The organism is Pseudomonas sp., from assembly GCF_051660785.1.
Lineage (GTDB): Bacteria > Pseudomonadota > Gammaproteobacteria > Pseudomonadales > Pseudomonadaceae > Aquipseudomonas.
The window spans coordinates 24,413-41,913 of record NZ_JBOFQE010000019.1 but is presented as its reverse complement, the minus strand read 5'-3'; the positions used below and the strand labels follow the sequence as shown (position 1 = coordinate 41,913).

Genomic DNA, 17,501 nt, shown 5'->3' with positions numbered 1-17,501 from the left:
ACCTGTAAAGGCCCACGACCTGGCTACCGAATTTCTTGACGACCATAGAGCATTGGAACCACCTGATCCCATCCCGAACTCAGCAGTGAAACGATGCATCGCCGATGGTAGTGTGGGGTTTCCCCATGTGAGAGTAGGTCATCGTCAAGATTAAATTCCGAAACCCCAATTGCGAAAGCAGTTGGGGTTTTGTTTTAGTAGAAGTCACCAATTTTGCTGGTACGTTACGACCGTAACGGGCTGGTCACAGAATTTCTTGACGACCATAGAGCATTGGAACCACCTGATCCCATCCCGAACTCAGCAGTGAAACGATGCATCGCCGATGGTAGTGTGGGGTTTCCCCATGTGAGAGTAGGTCATCGTCAAGATTGAATTCCAAAACCCCTGTCTGCTAACGCAGACAGGGGTTTTGTCTTTCTGGAGTCCTGAAAACTTCCCTCAGGGCGACTCTTTACGCGCCTGACTGCTTTTGCGAGCCAACCACTTGCGCCGTCAGTTATAGATCCCGGTCACCGACAGCACGGCAATCACAACGCTGTAGCCAAACCGAGCTAGCGAAGAAGTAAAACCAGAAGTACGCGCATGGAATATTCCCGCAGAAACGACAAAGCCAGCCCCTGGAATCAGGCGCTGGCTTTGTAGGAATCACGAATAATTAGAACTGGTAGCTCACCGTGGCGGCGACATTGCGTTCTTCACCCAGATAGCAGAAGTTCAGGCTGGCGCAGGACGCCACGTAAGACTCGTTTGTCAGGTTGTTCGCATTCAGGCGTACGTCCACACCCTTCAAGCCAACCTTGCCCAAGTCGTAGCCGACAGAGGCGTCAAACAACGTGTAGGACGGCACCTTGATAGTGTTCTCTGCATCGGCCCAGCTGTAGCCGACATACCGCACACCACCGCCCATACGCAGACCATCGAGTGCCGCGCTGTCGAATTTGTAGTCTGCCCAGACCGACGCCATGTGCCGCGGGGCTTGGGTCGGCGAGTTGCCCTTGTTCTCGATGATGTCGGTGGCTGTGCTCAGGGTACTGACCATCGATTTCGAGTATTCGATGTCGGTGAAGGTGTAGCTGCCGAGCACTTTCAAAGTCTCGGTCAGTTGCATGTGCGCTTCCAGTTCCAGGCCTTGGGAGCGGACGGCACCTACCGCGCGGTAGAAGTTTTCCTGCGGCAGTTTGGTCGCGAGGTTTTCCTGATCGATGCGAAACAGCGACGCGGTGAACAAGTTGTCGGTGCCCGGTGGTTGATACTTAAACCCCACTTCCCATTGCTTCCCGTCAGTCGGTGCCAGAGGATTACCGGCACTGTCCGAATAGGAATTCGGGTTGAAAGACTCGGAGTAGCTGATGTAAGGCGCAATGCCGTTATCGAACAGGTACAACGCGCCGGCACGGCCGGTCAGCTTGGTGCGTTTGTCACTGATTTCGGTGCCCACCGGGCGTTCCACTTCAGCCAGTCGGTTCTCATCGGAGGTATCGACCCAGTCCTGCCGTAGCCCCAGGGAGAAGCGCCACTTGTCCATCTCGATCATGTCTTGCAGGTAAATGCCGGTTTGTTCCAGACGACGCAGGTAGCTGGTTGTTCCATAGAACTCGATGTCCGAGTTGCCGTACATCGGGTTGAACGCATCAATCGGTGCAAGCGCGCCGCTGGTCCAGGCGACCACAGTCTTGCGCCGCTGGTAGTCCGCGCCCATCAGTGCCGTGTGTTTGGTTGCGCCGGCGAAGAACTCCGCTTGCAGCATGTTATCGACGATGAATGCATGAAGTTTCTCGTCGCCACCGGTGTAATAACGATTCAACTCATTACTGCTCGGTGTGGTCCAGCCATAGGCGTAGACCTGATCGATCTTTACCGTGGAATCGAGGTAACGGAAGTTCTGCCGTGCAGTGAAGGCGTCATTGAAACGATGCTCGAATTGATAACCCAAGGATTGCTGATCACGCTCAAAACCATCTATCCCAGGCTCGCCCTCAAAGAAGTGTGGGGAAATGCGATTGCCATTGCGTTGATGGATTGTGCCGTCGGCCGGCACGCCACCGTGATAGCCGCCATCGGGATCGTGTTGCAGATAGGCTTGCAAGGTCAGCGAGGTATCTTCGGTGAAGTCGATGCTCACCGTAGGCGCCAGGGCGAAACGCTTTTCCTTGTTGTGATCGAACTGTGTGTCGGACTGATCCGCCAACCCTGTCAGACGATAGGCAATGCGCTTGTCGTCATCCACCGGGCCGCTGAAGTCGAAACCCATGCCGTGCTGGCCCTGGCTGCCCACAGTGGCCTGGACCTGATGGTAAGGCTCATACAGCGGTTTCTTGCTGGTCAATGCCACCAGTCCACCCGGCGAACTGCGACCGTAAAGTACCGATGACGGCCCTTTGAGAATGTCCACGCGCTCCAGGAAGTACGGGTCCACCTGCATGGTGCTGTAGGTGCCGCTGTCGCCCATGGATTTGAGGCCGTCGAGGTAGATGTTATCCACCGAGCCGTCGTTGAAGCCGCGCATCGCCACGTAGTCGTAACGGTGGGTCGCGCCATAAGGATTGGTCAACACGCCCGGGGTGTAGCGCATCGCCTGGGAGACGGTTTGCGAGCCCTGATCGTCCATTTGCTCACGGGTGACCACCGACACGGTTTGTGACATTTCCAACAGCGAGGTACTGGTTTTGGTGGCGATCTGGCTGTGCGTCGCGTTGTAGCCATCCATGCTGCCCAGTGCGTTACCGAGGGCAAAGCCTTTGATGTCGGTGGTGGGCAGCGCGAGCGTTCCAGTTTCAGCGGCGGGCCGCAGCACATAGCTGCTGCCATCCTGGCTCACGGCCTCCAGGCCCGAACCACTGAGCAAATGATTCAGCGCCTGATCGACCGTATAGTCGCCCTGCACACCCGGTGACTGACGCCCGCTGGTTTGCCCTGGTGTGGTCGACAGCGTGATGCCGGCCTGACGCGCAAACAGATTGAGCACCTCGCTTAGTGGACCTACGCCGATGTTATAGCGAGGGCTACTGACTGCGCTGCCCTTCGCCGCAACAGCCCATGTTGGCAGCAAGCTAACGCCCAGCGCAGTAGAGAACAGCGCTGCGCGAACGGCGTGGCGCAAAATGCAGGTATCCGCAGTAAAACAGGGAAGATTCTTACCGATGGCGCACACAGTCATTGTAGGTTTCCGTAGGAAGTCGCTGAAGTCAGAGTTGAAGTGCTTACTGACTAAGCCGGGCTTGCACGGAAAACCCGCCAAAAATAATTCAGACGTGCCGCTCCAGCGACACCCACCAGCGAGTGCGGTAACGCAACTGCACGGGCAGGGTTTGCGGAAGGATGGCCAGCAGCTTATCGGTGTTCTCCAGACGGAAGACTCCGGACAATCGCAAGTCAGCAATGTCCGCTGAGCACGTCAGATAACCGTGCCGGTACCGTGCGACTTCATTGAGAAAATCCCCCAGGCGCATGTTGCGAGTGACGATCAGGCCATCGACCCACGCGCCAGCATCCATCTCCAGCGGCGGCACCAGCTTCGCCTGGTTATGATCGATCAAATAACTCTGCCCGGCCTGTACCCGAATCGGCTCACCGTCGGCAGCCCGGGGCGAATGAATCGCCACCATCCCGCTGGTGACATTGAGCCGTGTGCAGTCATCGTCCTGACGCAGGATGAACCGCGCCCCCACGCCTTCATACACGCCGTGACGACTTTGCACTCGCAACGGTCGATCAAAAGAAGACGCTTCATCGATCCCGCCGCAGGTCACGATGATTTCGCCGCGTGTCAGTCTGATCAACCGTTGCTGCGCGGTGTAATCGAGATCCACCGCGCTGGCGGTGTTGAGTTCCAGGCGGGTGCCGTCGGGTAACTGGAAACCCCGTCGCTCGCCCGTGGCAGTGGCGAAGTCGGCGGTCCACTGTTGCCAACTCGCCGTATCCTTGGCTAGCCATGCAGCGGACCCCATCAGCAAAACGCCTGATAGCAACTTGAGCGCCTGGCGTCGTCCCAATCCCTGAGCGCTGTTTTCCAGCGTATTGAACGCCACTTGAGCACCGGGCACCCCGCGTAGATTGCTGCTCAACTCGGCTTGCAGGGACTGCACCCGCTGCCAGGCCAACTCGTGTTCGAAATGCTCCGCGCGCCACACGTCGCATTGCTGGCGCAGCCTCGGATTGGTCGCGTTGTTGCGCAGTCGCAGCAGCCAATTGATGGCCTGTTTGACCACTTGCTGATGAGGTTCATCGCGCCGTTGAAGTGACGAGTTATCCACAGGCATCACGCTTCATACCGCAAGACATAGCAGTGATATAGCGCATCAGCGACGTAACGCTCTACCGAGCGCAGAGACAAACCCATCTGCTCGGCAATCTGCTTGTGGGTAAGTCCTTCGCACTGCGCCAACAGAAAGGCCTGACGCACTTTCGGCTTAAGTCCTTCAAGCATGCGGGCAATGCTTTCCAGCAATTCGAGCACCAGCGCCCGCGCTTCGGCACTCGGAGTTTGCGCTTCGGGCAACTGGGCAAGGATTTCCAGGTAGGCGCGCTCGATTTCTTCACGGCGCCAATGGTCGATGACCAGCCCGCGGGCGATGGTTCGCAAAAAGGCGCGGGGTGCCTTCAGTTCCAGGCGTTCGGTTCTCTGCAGCAGGCGCACGAACGTGTCGTGCGCCACGTCTGCTGCATCGGCTGCATTGCCAAGCCGAGCGCGCAGCCACGCATTGAGCCAACCGTGATGGCAACTGTAAAGCGTCTGTACTGCAAACTGAGGTGAGGACATGAACGCGACAGCCCGAACGTCACAAATGATAATTAGTCGCATTGTCATCAAGGGTCGGGGAATTTGCAACTGCCGGTTGATGCAACCGTCATCACAAAAACTCTATTCAACCGCTCTAGCATGCCGTTCGGCGGGAATGCCGGGCATTTCGTACAAACCCCTAAGATTTCCCTGACTGGTGCCGACAGACTGGGGAGACATGCGTGCACCAAAGTAGAGCGGCGAAGAATGCCGCCTGCGCCGTTACATGGAATGTTGCACCTGGAATGCATCCCCACTTTTTGCACAAGAAGTCCCATGAAATGAATCTCAAGTTCAGCCATAAAATCCTTCTGGCCGCCTCTGGCGTCGTGGTGCTGGCTTTCGCGTTGTTCACTTTGTACAACGACTATCTGCAGCGAAACACCATCCGGCAAAACCTTGAATCTTCCGTTCAGCAAGCCGGCGATCTGACCGCCAGCAGCGTGCAGAACTGGATGAGCGGCCGTGTGCTGGTCCTGGAAAACCTCGCACAGAACGTCGCTCATCAAGGCGCCAGCGCGGACCTGCCAGGCCTGGTTGATCAGCCTGCCTTCACCTCGAACTTCCAGTTCACCTACGTTGGCCAGGCCAATGGCGTGTTCACTCAACGCCCCGACGCGAAGATGCCGGACGGTTACGATCCGCGTCAGCGTCCCTGGTACAAACAAGCCGTGGCTGCCGACAAGACCATGCTGACGCCGCCGTATATGGCAGCGGTCGGTGGCTTGGTGGTGACCATCGCCATGCCGGTGAAAAAGAACGGCGAATTGCTCGGTGTGGTCGGCGGTGACCTGAGCCTGGAAACCCTGGTGAAGATCATCAACTCGGTGGACTTCGGTGGCATCGGCCACGCGTTCCTGGTCAGCGCCGACGGTCAGGTGATCGTCAGCCCGGACAAAGATCAGGTGATGAAAAACCTGAAAGACATTTATCCGAACTCTGGCGTACGCATCGAGAAGGGCAATCAGGACGTCACCCTGAACAAGCAGGACCGCATCCTCTCGTTCACCCCGGTGAGCGGCTTGCCGAATGCCGAGTGGTACATCGGTCTGTCGATCGACAAGGACAAGGCCTACGCGCCACTGAGTCAATTCCGTACTTCGGCGCTGATCGCAATGTTCATCGCCGTCAGCGTTATTGCAGTGCTGCTGAGCCTGCTGATCAACGTGCTGATGCGTCCGCTGACCACCATGGGCCGTGCGATGCAGGACATCGCCCAGGGCGAAGGTGATCTGACCCGTCGTCTGGCCGTGGAAAGCAAAGACGAGTTCGGCGAGTTGGGCGGTTCGTTCAACCAGTTCGTGGAGCGGATTCACGCCTCGATTTCCGAAGTGTCTTCGGCGACCCGTCAGGTCCACGATTTGTCGCAGCGTGTGATGGCATCGTCCAACGCCTCGATCATTGGCTCCGACGAACAAAGCGCGCGCACCAACAGCGTGGCGGCGGCGATCAACCAACTGGGCGCCGCCACCCAGGAAATCGCCCGCAATGCCGCCGATGCCTCGCAGCACGCCAGCGGCGCAAGCGAGCAGGCGGACGACGGTCGTCAGGTGGTGGAGAAAACCATCCTGGCCATGACCGAGCTGTCGCAGAAAATCAGCTTGTCCTGCACCCAGATCGAAACCCTGAACGCCAGCACTGACAACATCGGGCATATTCTCGATGTGATCAAAGGCATCTCCCAGCAGACCAACTTGCTCGCCCTCAACGCTGCCATCGAAGCCGCGCGTGCCGGTGAAGCCGGCCGTGGTTTTGCGGTCGTGGCGGACGAAGTGCGCAACCTGGCGCATCGCACTCAGGAGTCGGCGGAGGAGATTCACAAGATGATCACATCGCTGCAGATCGGTTCTCGTGAAGCGGTGACGACCATGAACGCCAGTCAGGTCTCCAGCGAAGAGACTGTCGAAGTAGCGAACCAGGCGGGTCTGCGATTGGTCAGCGTGACCCAGCGCATCGGCGAAATCGACGGCATGAACCAGTCGGTGGCCGCGGCGACGGAAGAGCAGACGGCGGTGGTGGAAACCCTCAACGTCGACGTTAACCAGATCAACTTGCTGAACCAGCAGAGCGTGGCCAACCTCAATGAAACGTTGAAGGATTGTGATGCGTTGTCGTTGCAGGCGAACCGGTTGAAGCAGTTGGTGGATAGCTTCAAGATCTGATTCGGGTCAGTTCTACTGCGTTATCGTTCAATCGCGAGCAGGCTCGCTCCCACAGGTTCACGCTAAACCCTGTGGGAGCGAGCCTGCTCGCGATAGCGGTGGATTAATCACCGCTGAACAGAAGCCCTACACAAACAGCTTCAACACATTCCCCATCGCATCATCCGCAAACCCCTGCACAAAATCCTTGAACCCCGGCAACGCCTCATCACCCCCCTGCGCCGGTTCGGCAATGATGGTCCAGGTCGCCCGCGACTGGCCCGCACCCAGCGGCTCGACACTCATCGCCGCCCACAAACTGGCCACACCCAGCGTGTTGTAAATCGTGGTCCACGTCATGTTCAACGCCTGGTCATCCCGCGAGTTGAGTTGCTCGACCACCAGGTTACCGTCCTTGAAGAATTTCTTGCGCAGCGACGACACGCCTTCGCCCGTCATTTCGATGTGCGACAGCGCCGGGATGAATTTGTCGAAGCCGGCAAAGTTGCCGACCACCGTCCAGACCTTCGCAGCGTCAGCCGGCACTTCCACCGAAGACACGACGTGGCAGCCTTGCGGGTTTTTGATCAGGGTATCGGGTTGCAGGGTTTTCATGGTTTTGCTCCGGTTGAGTGAATCAGATGAAATTGATTTCTTTGAGGTAGTCGCAGCCACGACGCAGCAGCGCCGGGGATTTTTCCGGGTAATGTGCGCCCATCTGGCGCACGCCGGCCTGGGCGTTGGCGTGGCCGATCATCGAAATGTCGCCGATGTCTTCCTCGAAGCCGTTGAGGTAGAAACCGAGTACGCCGAACAGCGCGTTGTTGCTGTCGACCCGGCCCAGTTGCTGCTGCCAGTCGGCGACGCTGACCATGGAAAACTCTCGGCCAGCCTCACGGAACGACGCGACGTAATCGTCCCAGCTCAAAGGTTCGGGGTTGTGCAGGTTGAACACGGCTTTTTCAGGCGAATAACGGCTGGCATGGAAGGCGATAAAGCGGGCGAGAAAGTCCACCGGCATCAGGTCAAAGTTCAGCGCGAACTCCGGCACCTGACCGAGCTGGATCGACCCCTTGAGCATCAGCATCAAGCGATTTTTATGCGGCTGACAGACACCGGTCAGGCTGTTGAAACTGATGTTGCCGGGGCGAAAAAGATTGACCCGAACCCCACGCTCTCGCGCCCGTTCGAGGATCCGTTCGCCGACCCATTTGGACAGGTTGTAGCCGTTCTTGATGTAGATCGGCGGGGTCTGCGCGGCGGGCAATTCCAATACCCGGCCATCGTCGGCAATGGTGCTGGACGCTGACAGCGTGGAGACGAAATTGAAGATCTTCTTGCTGCGCCCTTCGCACAGCCGAAGGCATTCGAAAATCGGCTCGACGTTGTCCCGCGCCAGCGACTCGTAATCGAGCACGTGATTGACGTTGGCAGCGTTGTGCACCAACGCGCCGAACTCTCGATCGAGGCGTTCGTAAACGTGCGCATCGAGTCCCAATGCCGGGCGCGTAATGTCTGCCGCGTAAACCTGCACCCGACTCAGGTCCAGATGCTCCAGACGGTTTTCCCGCAACGCGTGAGCGAAGCGCTCCGCCGCCGATTGCCCGCCGCCATCGCGCACCAGGCAGGCGACTTCACTGACACCCCACGCCAGCAACGCCTCGACGATGTGCACTCCGACAAAGCTGTTGGCGCCGGTGACGATCACCTTGTGCACATCGCCCATGCGGCTGATCGGCAACGGCTGAATATCCAGCTCGCGGAAGGCATCCGCCAGCGCCTGCGCACTCAGGACTTCCTCGGTGCCGGAGCCACGCACCAGCGTCGCCAGCTTCGCAATAGTCGGCAATTCAATGAAGCGGTTGATCGAGATGCTGCGACCGAATTCCTCACGCAATCGCAGGAGCATTCGTGACAACAGAATCGAATGGCCGCCCAGATTGAAGAAACTTTCGTCGGTTGAAATATCACTGGCCGGCAGCTCCAGCAGTTCCGCCCAGATCTCCAGCAACAGCGCTTCATCGGCGCTGGCGGGCAAGCGCCGCGCGGTGTTTTCGGCCACATTCACTGGCATCGCCAGCAAGGCTTTGCGATCGACCTTGCCGTTGCTGGCGAACGGCATGCTCGGCAGTTCGGTCCAGGCAATCGGTTGCATGTAGTCCGGCAAAAACTGCAGCGCATGCGCCTTCAAGGCTTCGCGAGCGACACCCGGTTGTTCCTCCTGAGGTTGCGCGAGGAAGGCCAGAATCCGCCGCTGACTGTCGATGACCACCGCTACCTGACGGTACAACTGACTGTCGCGCAGGCAGCGTTCGATCTCTTCCGGCTCAACGCGAAAACCGCGGATCTTCACCTGATTGTCCCGCCGCCCGCACAGCTCGATACCGTCGCGGGTCCACTTCGCCATGTCGCCGGTCCGGTAGGCGCGCAGGCGCTGGCCATCCGGCAGATTCAAGTCCAGGTAACGTTCGGCGGTCTGCTGCGGGTTGTTCAGATAACCCAGGCACACCCCCGGGCCGACGATGAACAACTCACCGACAGTCTGCTCGGCCACCGGTTGAAACGCCTCGTCGAGAATCAACACATGGCTGTTGGCAATCGGCGCCCCGAGGGTGCGGTTGTTGTCACCGGTGCGCAGCTGGCGCGCGGTAATCAACACAGTCGCTTCGGTCGGGCCATAGAGGTTGTAGAGGTTGCCCTGACGGGTCAGTTGCTCGATGACGTAGGGTTCGCAGACATCACCCCCGGTCATCACGTGATCGAGGCATTGCAATTGATCCAGCGGAAGGATGCTCAACAACGCCGGCGGCAAAAAAGCATGGCTCAGTTGTTGATGGCGGATCAGCTCGACCAGTTGCAACGGATCGCGGCGCTGATCGTCGCTGGGCACGATCAACTCGGCGCCCTGCAGCAGGGTCGGGAAAATATCGATCAGCGACGAGTCGAAACTCAACGACGAAAACTGCAAGGCCCGACTGTGTTCGGTCAGCTGCACATAGTCGGCGTACCACGCGGTGAAGTGCGCGAGGTTGGCCTGGCTGAGCAACACGCCTTTGGGATGTCCGGTGGTACCCGAGGTGTAGAGCGCCATGCACGGCGCGTCGAGATCGGGGCGCTGGCGCATCAAGGGTTGGCCGAGGTCTACGTCATCTACGTCGATGCAACTGATGTTCAGCGCCGGCATTTCGTCGGCGAGTGGATGCTGGCCGTCATGCAGCAACAACACCGCCCCGGCATTCGAAAGGATGTACTGCTGACGTTGCAGCGGATGGCTCGGTTCCAGCGGCAAATACACCGCACCGCTGCCCAGAATCGCGAGAATCCCCGCATACAGCGAACTGCATTTCGGCAGGCAAATCCCGATCACCAACGGTCCTTGATGCCGAGCGAGCAACGGCAGCAAGCGCTGCTGAATTGCGCGGCTGTGGGCGTGCAATTGCCGATAGCTCAGTGATGTGCCGTCGATGTTCAGCGCGGGGCGTTCAGCGGACTCAATGAAGCGTTGTTCGAGGCGCTCGATCATCGGGATCCTGGCAAGCTGAAGCAGCCACGATTGAGCCGTGTTGTTGAGTTGATGAGTGAAGGCCAGGCGCTCTAAAAACAGCAGGTTTTCCACACGCTCAAAGTGAGCGTGAGCAGCCGGTCCAGCGTGTAAAAAATACTCGGCGTCGCGAGAAAATCGGCTGACCAGCAGCGAGACATGGTCCACCAGTTCCGCCACCACTCGCAGGCGCAGCGCCTGGCCGTTTCCAGACGCGTCATCGGCAATCGGCACGCGCGTGAACAGCTTAGATCCAAGCATGCACAGCAGGTCCATGGACGGCAGCCCAGTGACGCCTGGCGCGCCGAGGCCAAGTTGCAGTGTCAGTTTCGGTGCATCACTCAAGACTGTAAACGCCTGGCTCGCGTCGTCGATCAGCAGATCAAACGACGGCGGCTTGTCGAACGCTTCGAGCCGCGCCGGCGAATGACCTTGTTGTTCAAGTTCCACCGCCAGGTCGGTCAAGGCCTGGCTTTGCCCAATGAGCAGAATGTCGAGACGTCTCATGATGTTCTCCTCGTTAAACCAGGTAGTCGCTGAGGGCGTCTTGCACGCACGGCGAATCGAGCAGCGAACTGCTGCGGAAAAACCGCACGATGTTGGCGACCAGCGGGTGATGACGATTGATCGGGAAGGCCAGCCCCGAGATTTCGTTCTTGAGTGCCTGTCGTGCCGCGTCGTTGATCTGCAAGGCTTCGATCAAGCGGAAGTCGAAGGATTTCTGGATGTCGTTGGTCAGGTAATGGCCGATGAATACCGGCAGAATCTGCGCAATCTGCTGGCGGTCGTCTTCGCTCGCGGTGTGCCAGTAGATGCGCACCATCCGCGACCAGAACCCTGAGTGGCGGCCCTCATCGAGCAAGTGGTCGGCCATCAGGCCCTTGATCGATTGCTTGACCGTGTCGTCCTTGGCGAACGCCGCCACATCGCCGGTCACGGTGTTCTCGGCGATGGCCACGCAGATCAGTTCCACGGCGCTGCGCAGGTGTTCCGGTGCAAGGGCTACGGACGCCGGAATCGCCCGACTCAGCTCGATTTCATCCGGCAGCTGGATCGGCGTGATACCGGTCATGGCAACGGTCTGCTGCATGAAGTCCATGGCCACCAGCGCGTGGTAATCCTCGTCCACCACCACAGTCATGGCGTCATAGCGACAGGCGAACGGGAAGGCCACGGCGAAGCGATTCTTGGCGATGCTGCGGGCGGTCTTGTCGACGATCTCGGTTTCGAAAATCACCACGTCGTTGATGAATTTGTACAGCGTCTGCACCAGGGCGAAGTCCCGTTGTTCCGGGCATTCGCGCAGGAAGGTTTCACTCAGCACCAGTGGCTGGCGGCTCAACGGATAGATCAGCTTGTCATCGTTCTCCAGCACCCGCCGGGGCCGCGTGCGGATGGTGGCGCGGTTTTCCCAGGCGTCGGCGAAGGATTGGTAGTCGGCGGCGTTCATGCGTTCACCTCGGCAACCGGTTCGCTCATGCTCAGTCGCAAGCCGTCCCACAAAGCAATGCGGCTTTCCACGGCGGCGATGGCGCTCGCGTAGACGTCTTCTTCGCGTTGCGAATCGCCATCGACCAGGCGTGCGAGGAGTTTTTCTGCCGCCGGGCCGTGGTCTTCGGAGTCGACTTCAATGTGCCGCTCCAGGTAGTAGCGAAAGGTCGGCGCTTGCTCGATGCCGATGCCCCAATCGTCGAGAATCCGCTGGAACATCTGCGGAATAACACTCTCACGACCATGCAAGAACGCAGCGGCAACGCTGTGTCCTGGCGCATGCAGCGCAGTGTGCAAGGTGTGCCGCACGAACTGCGCGGCCGCCGGATCGACATCAACGCTTTGCAACGCCACGTCGTAACTTACGCCTTCTTGCTGCAACGCCACGAAGCGTTCAACAGCGACGGTGCTGGCACCGACTTCGCGCATCGCATCCAGGTACAACTCAAAATGACTGTAATGACCCTGGGCCGGACGATCATCGGACTCTTCACCCAGCACAATCTCATTGATAAGACGCGCGGCCTGCGGATCTCTCGGCGGCAGCCAGGGTAGTTGAACGCAGGTCAGTTCCTGTTGCAGACGCTTGGTCAGCGACATGAAATCCCACACCGCAAAGACATGGGTTTCCATGAAACGTTGAAGTACCGAGAGTGAATGTATTTCAGAGAAGATCGGGTGCGCACTAAGTTCTGCTTTCTTCTGGTTGAGGCGGTCTTTATTCGTTTTCATGAGCGAGCCTATAAGTGATCTGAATTGCCGTTAAGGGTGTTGTGATCAATAAGTGACGGTCGTTTAACGTTTTTTATTGGCGAGCGGATGCCTCAATTAAAATGATGTCATCAAGTGCGATAAACTCGGTTTGGTGCCATGTTTGCTGGCGGCGGAGAAAAACTAATACACGAGTAAAGTGCCGGGCAAGTTATTTTTATATTATTTGCAAGTTGTGTTTTCTTGCGCGCGATAAGTTCCGATAAAACTTTAAGTTTCAGTTTTATTTGGGCGTAGTTGCTCCTTTCGACGAAGTATCGTCAAAATTCGAATAAAGAGTGAATGCCTCACTCAAAGCAACTTTCAAAGTTGTTCCGTTGAATGCTTCAAGGGGTGGAAGTTGGCTGGGATTGACGCCGGTGCTTCCTTTCCCGTGACAAGACTCCTTCCGTAGGTTCTTGGTGCGAGGACTGCGCCGCCAGTGCGGTGCGTCGCCCGTTCATTATTCGTTGGCAACCCAAGAGTGAGCGTAAATCACGGCCGCCGCTATCGCCCGGACGTCATCTTTGCCGGCGTTTTGAGGGCGCAAGATCGATTAACGAGGCTTTGGGGGAAGGGACGGGCGGTTGCGCGATGATTCGCTATTAGCGGAGGGGATGTGTTGGCAGATTATTCACGGCAAACGCGGCGCGCAGTTCGAACTGCGCACCGAGGTTTGGCGTAGGGTTTACCTGGAGGTTTTCTTGTTCAGCGCTTCAGGGCTGTTGAGGTAACGCGTGATCACCTCGACGCCGCGATTGAGGTGATTTTCGAGCAGCTGCACCGAGCGCTCGATGTCGCGGTCTTCGACGGCCAGCAACAGCGCCCGGTGGTCTTCCTGGGATAACTTGCCCAGGCCCATGGCTTCCAGGTTGAAGCGCAGGAAGCGCTCTTCTTCGTTCAGTCCTTCCTCGACCAGCCGCAACAGCCGGCGGTTAGGCGCTTTGCCATAGAGCGCCATGTGAAAGAGACGATTGAGGCGGCCGATCTCGCTGTAATCGTGCTCCGTTTCCAGGTCGTCGATATGCTTGGCTGCCTGTTCGAAGTCTTCCTTCTCCAACAAGGGAATCGACAGGCGCAGTGCTTCGGATTCCAGCAGAATCCGTAACGCATAGGTTTCGACGGCATCGCCCTGAACCAGCGGCGCAACCACTGCGCCTTTGTGGGCGATAACGTTGAGCAAGGCCTGTGCTTCAAGTTGGCGCAGGGCTTCACGCACCGGCATGCGGCTGACACCGAACAGATCGGCCAAATCCTGCTGGCGCAACGCGGTGCCGCAGGGAATGCGTCCGTCGAGAATGGCCGAACGCAGGGTTTCTTCGATCACCGAACGTGCCAGGTGAGCGGGAATCGGCCCGTTGACCTTGATACTGCTGAGGGGGTTGGGCTTCTGTGTCACTACTACGCACCCTGTCTGGCTGAAATATTTGGATCCAAATGGACACTAGTGACTGCCATGCAGCTTGTCAAACGGACAGAAGATCGCTGCCCGCGACTTTTTCATGTCATCCACCATTCAAAGTCTAGCGCGTCGCCAGTGATTGCATCGTGCCATTGTCTTTTAGCGGGCTAACCTGCACCATCAACCGAATTCCCCCTGCCTGACCTGGATGCCTCGCATTGGCGGTACGTTTCGCGATTCCTCGGACTTTGCGCTGGCTGTGCTGCGCGTTGCTGCTGGCCGGCGTCATGCTGGGCGGGTTGCATGCCGATTGGGATTTCTCGCTGATCAGCCGCAAGGCGCAGGCCTTGTACGGACCGTTGGGCGAAGGTCAGGCGCGCATCGACGCCTGGCAGCGTTTGCTGGCCACGCAAAAACAGGTCAACGAGCTGGAACAGCTCAACGTGGTCAATCAGTTTTTCAACAAACAGATGCGTTACGTCGAGGACATTGACCTGTGGCACGAGGTCGATTATTGGGAAACACCCATCGAAGCCCTGTGGAAGGGTGCCGGCGACTGCGAAGACTACGCCATCGCCAAGTACTTCAGCCTGCGCCATCTCGGCGTCTCCAGTGACAAGCTGCGCATCACCTACGTCAAGGCTTTGCGGCTGAATCGGGCGCACATGGTGTTGACTTACTATTCGAGCCCCGAGGCGATGCCGCTGGTGCTCGACAGCCTGATCGATGCAATAAAACCGGCCAGCCAACGAACCGATTTGCTGCCGGTCTACTCTTTTAATGCCGAAGGGTTGTGGTTGCCGGGCGCCAAGGGCAACAAGAAGGTCGGTGATACCAAGCGTCTGTCTCGCTGGCAGGACGTGTTGAAGAAAATGCAGGCCGAAGGTTTCCCGGTCGAGACGACTAACTAGGAGCACGCGCTCAGATGTCTTTGTTCAAACAGCTGTTGATCGCTATCTGTCTGTTCCTGGTGGTCGCCTTCACCGGCAGCTTCATGGTCAGCCTGGAAAGCTCGCGCACCCAGTACGTCAACCAGTTGCGCTCCCACGCCCAGGACGCCGCGACGGCATTGGCGCTGTCCCTGACGCCGAACATCGACGACCCGGCGATGGTCGAGCTGCTGGTCAGTTCAATCTTCGACAGCGGTTATTACGCGAGCATCCGCGTGGTCGATCTCAAGACTGACCAGACCATCGTTGAGCGCAGCGGCATTCCGGCGGTGAACAACGTGCCGGACTGGTTCGTCAAAATGATCGGCCTGGAGCCGGCCGGCGGCGATGCGCTGGTCAGCCGTGGCTGGGAACAGGCGGCGCGGGTCGAGGTAGTCAGCCATCCGATGTTCGCATTGGCCAAGCTGTGGCAGAGCGCGTTGGGCAGCCTCGGCTGGTTGCTGATCTGCGGCGCCGTGAGCGCGGTGCTGGGCGCATTGTTGCTGCGTCGACAACTGAAACCGCTGGACTACATGGTCAAGCAATCCCACGCCATCGCTCGCCGCGAATTCCTCAGCCTGCCGGAACTGCCGCGCACACCGGAACTGCGCCGTGTGGTGCAGGCCATGAATCAGATGGTCGAGAAGCTCAAGGCGCTGTTCCATGAGCAGGCCGAGCGCAGTGAAAAACTGCGGATCGAGTCCTATCAGGACAACTTGACGGGCCTGGCCAACCGTCGCTATTTCGAGATGCAATTGAACGCCCGGGTGAGTAATCCCGAGCAAGCCAGTTCGGGCTATTTGCTGTTGTTGCGGGTCAAGGACCTGGCCGGTTTGAACCAGCGTCTGGGCGGCCAACGCACCGACCAATTGTTGCAAGCCGTGGGCGAGCAGCTGTCCCGCGAGTGCGCCAAGTACCCGGAAACGCAGAACCTCGTCACGCGGATCCGTGGCGGTGAGTTTGCCGTGCTGGCGCCGGGGCTGGTGCGCGAAGAAGCGCTGCAACTGGCGCAGAACCTCGACAGTGCCTTGGCGAGCCTGCATGCGACCGGCGCCACTGATGTGGCCTCGGTCGCGTCGATCGGGCTGGCACCGTTTGTTCATGGCGACTCACCGCAGGCTGTTTTAGGGCTTGGCGACCAGGCACTGGCTCAAGCTGAAGGGCAGGGCGAACAGAGCTGGGCGTGCCTCGATCACAGCGCATCGGCCAGCGTCGGCGATGACCATCACGCCTGGCATAACTTGCTGGATGAAGCGTTGAATCAGCAGCGGTTCCAGCTGTATTTCCAACCGGTGGTGGCCAGCCAGGACACGCAACTGGTGCTGCATTACAAGGTGCTGTCGCGGTTGATCGACGCCGAGGGCCAGACCATTCCCGCCGGGCGCTTTCTGCCGTGGCTCGAGCGCTTTGGCTGGACCGCACGCCTGGATCGACTGATGTTGGAGCTGGTCCTTGAACAGATGGCCGAGCATGAACAATCGCTGGCGCTGAACCTGTCTTCGGCGACGTTGGCCGATGCGCAGGCGCTGAATAAAGTCTTCGAGATTTTGCGTATTCATTCCGATCTCGGACCACGGCTGACCCTGGAAATCGGCGAAGAGCAGCTGCCCGAGCAAGCGATGCTGGAAGAACTGACGCGGCGTTTGCGTGAGCTTGGGTTCTCCCTGAGTCTGCAACGGTTTGGCGGACGCTTCAGCATGATCGGCAACCTGGCGCGGCTGGGGTTGGCGTATCTGAAGATTGACGGCAGTTACATCCGCGCGATTGATCAGGAAAGCGACAAGCGCCTGTTTATTGAGGCGATCCAGCGGGCCGCGCATAGCATCGATCTGCCGTTGATTGCCGAGAGGGTCGAGACTCAAGGGGAGTTGCTGGTGATTCGGGAGATGGGGTTGTATGGGGTTCAGGGGCAGTTGTTTGGTGAACCGAAGCCATGGCAGTGAGGCTGATGCCGCCATCGCGAGCAGGCTCGCTCCCACAGTGGATCTGTGTCGAACACTAAGTCCGGGCCGACCCCAAACCCTGTGGGAGCGAGCCTGCTCGCGATAGCGTCAGTACAGACAACAACAATGACGGGACTTCAGATCAACCCAGGCTCATCATCATCAATCAAATGACTCAACCCGCCCAACGCCTCACGGGCCTGGGTCCGGTCCATCAGTTTGGCCTGGGCGGCGGCCGGCAGGTCGGTGACGCGGATCACGCCTTTGCTGGTCAGCACCTGAATCAAGTCGTCGAGCACCCGGATCATCTCCAGGTCGCTCTGCTTGAGCTGCTTGAGGCTGTTTTCCACAGCCTGGTTGGCGTACCAATCCTGGATTTCATGGTTGTCGGCCGGCAGCGTTTCCGTGGCCTCGGCGTAGGCCGCGGCTTCCACGCGCACTAACTGACCTTGCGCATCGCGTTGCACGTAGAACATTGAGCATCCCTCAGAAATGAACCAGCGTCATGCTGTCAGCAGCAT

The 17,501-nt window shown here is 58.5% G+C and carries 12 protein-coding genes and 2 rRNA genes; 5 read left to right on the top strand and 9 right to left on the bottom strand.

The annotated features are described in order from the left end of the window. The first annotated feature begins 34 nt into the window (after window positions 1–34). Together rrf (ACRC4F_RS04830) and rrf (ACRC4F_RS04825) are read left to right on the top strand one after the other, a co-directional pair. Window positions 35–150: ribosomal RNA gene (gene rrf, locus ACRC4F_RS04830) — 5S ribosomal RNA — on the top strand. A gap of 105 nt (window positions 151–255) precedes the next feature. Beyond that, window positions 256–371 (top strand): 5S ribosomal RNA (gene rrf, locus ACRC4F_RS04825). Window positions 372–658: 287 nt separating this feature from the next. Here rrf (ACRC4F_RS04825) and ACRC4F_RS04820 read toward each other — a convergent pair. The 3 genes from ACRC4F_RS04820 to ACRC4F_RS04810 all read right to left on the bottom strand — a co-directional run bounded on the left by ACRC4F_RS04820 (window position 659) and on the right by ACRC4F_RS04810 (window position 4,762). Continuing rightward, window positions 659–3,160, bottom strand: a complete 2,502-nt coding sequence (locus ACRC4F_RS04820; RefSeq protein WP_438658320.1) for a TonB-dependent siderophore receptor — start codon at window positions 3,158–3,160, stop codon at window positions 659–661. An 88-nt stretch (window positions 3,161–3,248) separates the two neighbouring features. Further along, a complete protein-coding gene (locus tag ACRC4F_RS04815; protein ID WP_438658319.1) occupies window positions 3,249–4,262 on the bottom strand; it encodes a FecR domain-containing protein in 1,014 nt (337 codons plus the stop codon). Next, complete coding sequence (locus tag ACRC4F_RS04810; RefSeq protein ID WP_438658318.1) at window positions 4,262–4,762, bottom strand: sigma-70 family RNA polymerase sigma factor; 501 nt, start codon at window positions 4,760–4,762, stop codon at window positions 4,262–4,264. The genes ACRC4F_RS04815 and ACRC4F_RS04810 overlap by 1 nt, the downstream gene beginning before the upstream one ends. 302 nt (window positions 4,763–5,064) lie before the next feature. Here ACRC4F_RS04810 and ACRC4F_RS04805 point away from each other — a divergent pair, with 302 nt between their 5' ends. Continuing rightward, on the top strand, window positions 5,065–6,945 hold the full coding sequence (locus ACRC4F_RS04805) for a methyl-accepting chemotaxis protein (RefSeq protein ID WP_438658317.1): 1,881 nt from the start codon (window positions 5,065–5,067) through the stop codon (window positions 6,943–6,945). 126 nt (window positions 6,946–7,071) lie between these two features. Here the strand turns inward: ACRC4F_RS04805 and ACRC4F_RS04800 are convergent, their stop codons facing one another. The 5 genes from ACRC4F_RS04800 to ACRC4F_RS04780 form a co-directional block, all read right to left on the bottom strand. Continuing rightward, on the bottom strand, window positions 7,072–7,539 hold the full coding sequence (locus tag ACRC4F_RS04800; protein ID WP_438658316.1) for an SRPBCC family protein: 468 nt from the start codon (window positions 7,537–7,539) through the stop codon (window positions 7,072–7,074). A gap of 22 nt (window positions 7,540–7,561) precedes the next feature. Beyond that, complete coding sequence (locus ACRC4F_RS04795; RefSeq protein WP_438658315.1) at window positions 7,562–10,972, bottom strand: amino acid adenylation domain-containing protein; 3,411 nt, start codon at window positions 10,970–10,972, stop codon at window positions 7,562–7,564. A 13-nt stretch (window positions 10,973–10,985) separates the two neighbouring features. Continuing rightward, window positions 10,986–11,915: a diiron oxygenase gene (locus ACRC4F_RS04790; protein ID WP_438658314.1), complete on the bottom strand. Its 930-nt coding sequence runs from the start codon at window positions 11,913–11,915 to the stop codon at window positions 10,986–10,988. Next, window positions 11,912–12,688: a DUF3050 domain-containing protein gene (locus tag ACRC4F_RS04785; RefSeq protein WP_438658313.1), complete on the bottom strand. Its 777-nt coding sequence runs from the start codon at window positions 12,686–12,688 to the stop codon at window positions 11,912–11,914. The genes ACRC4F_RS04790 and ACRC4F_RS04785 overlap by 4 nt, the downstream gene beginning before the upstream one ends. 706 nt (window positions 12,689–13,394) lie before the next feature. Continuing rightward, entirely contained in the window at window positions 13,395–14,105 is a 711-nt protein-coding gene (locus ACRC4F_RS04780; RefSeq protein ID WP_438658312.1) for a GntR family transcriptional regulator, read from the bottom strand. Between the two features lie 221 nt (window positions 14,106–14,326). Between ACRC4F_RS04780 and lapG the strand changes: the two genes are divergently transcribed. Together lapG and lapD are read left to right on the top strand one after the other, a co-directional pair. Further along, window positions 14,327–15,019 (top strand): cysteine protease LapG, encoded by a 693-nt coding sequence (gene lapG, locus ACRC4F_RS04775; protein ID WP_438658311.1) that lies wholly within the window; start codon window positions 14,327–14,329, stop codon window positions 15,017–15,019. A 14-nt stretch (window positions 15,020–15,033) separates the two neighbouring features. Then, entirely contained in the window at window positions 15,034–16,980 is a 1,947-nt protein-coding gene (gene lapD / locus ACRC4F_RS04770; protein WP_438658310.1) for a cyclic di-GMP receptor LapD, read from the top strand. 137 nt (window positions 16,981–17,117) lie between these two features. On the opposite strand, the gene ACRC4F_RS04765 is transcribed toward lapD, so the two are convergent. Further along, window positions 17,118–17,456: a tryptophan synthase subunit beta gene (locus ACRC4F_RS04765; protein ID WP_438658309.1), complete on the bottom strand. Its 339-nt coding sequence runs from the start codon at window positions 17,454–17,456 to the stop codon at window positions 17,118–17,120. Window positions 17,457–17,501: the final 45 nt, after the last annotated feature.